Below are 2,033 nucleotides of genomic sequence, written 5' to 3' on the forward strand. Positions count from 1 at the left end.
TTTGTTTTGGCATGTTGCTAAATCAGGACAGAAAACACTTGCAAGAGTTGAAAATGGAAAATTGGTAGTTTACTTCTTATTAACAAAAGAAGTTAAATTACCTGCTAGACCATTTATTGACGTGACATCCTCTAAAAACGTTAACAAAATAGCAAATATGGTCGCTAATGGCGTTGTAGATATATATCTGCATAAAACAACAGCGGGTCAAATATTCGACAAAATTGGTAAATTTTTAAGCATAGAAATGAAACGTGAAATGGTTGCAACTAATGAACCAATGAATGCAAAGATTACACAGAATAATAAAGGGTTTAATAATCCTTTGCTTGATACTGGGGCTTTGCAACGTTCGATAACATGGGTGGTGATTTAATGGACGCAGTAGCAAAAAGAACATTTAATACAGCCTTAAATAGGCTATATAGGATATTTAAAGTTGAATTAGCATACAAGATAACTCAAGAAGTTGAAAGCTCATCTGATGATGGTTTTGGCGATATTGGGAATAATTATGCTGAAGGTGATTGGGTGACAGTGTGTGAACCAATTATTCCAACTGGGACATCCGTTTCTAGTTCATTAGGTAATACATTGAACATGTTATCTGGTGGTTCAGTTGAAAGTTTTTCATATGAGTGGATATCTAAAATAGATTTACCTTTAAAGACACGAGTTAAATATAAAGATAAGCAGTTATCAATTGCAAAGAAGTCTGACTATAGCGATATAGCAGGCTTTTTTGTTTACCAATTACAAGATAGGAGTGATCACAATGGCTAGAAATATCTATCAATCTAAAACTTTTGACTGGTCTGGTTTATATGGACAAATAAGACATTTGATTGAAGATATTACTGGCTTGGATGGCAAACACGTCATTATGGATTACACAAGTAATGAATTGCCAAGTTATCCATATGTGACCATTTCATCAGTAAACAAAACAGCAGAAGTTGCTAACAGTTTGCATTCACGTGAAAAAGAAATTGCAGACTATCTTATTCAAATCACATGTTATTCAGATAATGGGAATGAAACTTTAATGATGGCTGATGATATTGCCACATTACTGTTTGACCCACAATATAAATCTACTTTTCATCAATATGGTGCGGTTTTAAAGGAATGTGAATATACCTCTGGCTCTACAAATGATTTTGCTGGGCTATTTAATGTATCAGCACGTTCTTTATCAATGAAATTAACACTATATCGTAACTATCAATCTAAAATTGAAAAAATAAACGGTCTAGATGGACTAAATAAACAATAGGAGGCTATTAAATTGGCAAGAGTACAAACATTATCTCCAATTCAAATTGTAACTAATTACGAACGACCTGTTTTTGATCCAGGGATGGCAGGAGTAATGCTTCTAGTTGCAGGTAATGCAGAAACATTCCAATCATATACATCAATTCAATCAGTTATTAACGATTATCAACCTGGTACAGCAGTTTATGACCAAGCTGATGCCTACTTTGACAATGAAAATTCACCATTGTTCCAAGTTTTAACTTACAAACAAGGTGATACAACATCATTAACTAATCAAATCACTAAATACTACTACGCAGGTGCTCAATACTTCTTGTTCCACTCAGTAGTAGATGCAGTATCTGGCAGTGACGTTACTAACTTACAATCTGCAGTATCAACAATTTCTAACTTTGTTGAACAACAAGATAACAAGGAAGTAGTTTTTGATTTTCCTTATTCAGATGAAAGTAAAATGGCTGATTTCGTTAAAGCCGCAAATATTGCAGGTAACAAAGCAACATTTACTTTAGCTAAACCTTTAGTAAATGGTAAAGATGAATACTTTGGCGCTCATTTCTTAGCTGATTACGCAAATGCAAAGCTTGGTAAGTCAGCAACATTCGTGAACCAATTAAAAGGTGTCACACCACAAGATAAGTATGAATTTGGCGTTTCTGACGTTGAAAAATACTTCAAACCAAATCACATTGCAACATACGCTTACCGCGCAGGAACACCAATGTTAACTTCAGGTGTTACTCAATCTGGTG

3 protein-coding genes and 1 pseudogene are annotated in these 2,033 nt (G+C 34.1%); all 4 read left to right on the forward strand.

Annotation, left to right across the window (positions count from 1 at the left end; all coding sequences use genetic code 11):
* Positions 1-376, forward strand: a pseudogene (locus OEZ61_RS07990) (hypothetical protein); the annotation flags it as partial.
* A complete protein-coding gene (locus OEZ61_RS07995; RefSeq protein ID WP_290047368.1) occupies positions 376-783 on the forward strand; it encodes a hypothetical protein in 408 nt (135 codons plus the stop codon). The pseudogene OEZ61_RS07990 and the gene OEZ61_RS07995, both read left to right, overlap by 1 nt.
* Positions 776-1,276: a hypothetical protein gene (locus tag OEZ61_RS08000; RefSeq protein ID WP_290047370.1), complete on the forward strand. Its 501-nt coding sequence runs from the start codon at positions 776-778 to the stop codon at positions 1,274-1,276. Before OEZ61_RS07995 ends, OEZ61_RS08000 begins: the two co-directional genes overlap by 8 nt.
* Before the next feature lie 12 nt (positions 1,277-1,288).
* Positions 1,289-2,033 (forward strand): hypothetical protein (locus OEZ61_RS08005; RefSeq protein WP_290047372.1); only part of this gene is annotated, 745 nt, incomplete at its 3' end.

The sequence above is a fragment of the Apilactobacillus sp. EABW-1NA genome (genome assembly GCF_030398685.1).
GTDB lineage: Bacteria > Bacillota > Bacilli > Lactobacillales > Lactobacillaceae > Apilactobacillus > Apilactobacillus waqarii.

What these genes read in the sequence shown, in the direction of transcription:
- OEZ61_RS07995 (WP_290047368.1), top strand. Translation starts at nt 376, where the DNA reads ATGGACGCAGTAGCAAAAAGAACATTTAATACAGCCTTAAATAGGCTA.
- OEZ61_RS08000 (WP_290047370.1), top strand. Translation starts at nt 776, where the DNA reads ATGGCTAGAAATATCTATCAATCTAAAACTTTTGACTGGTCTGGTTTA.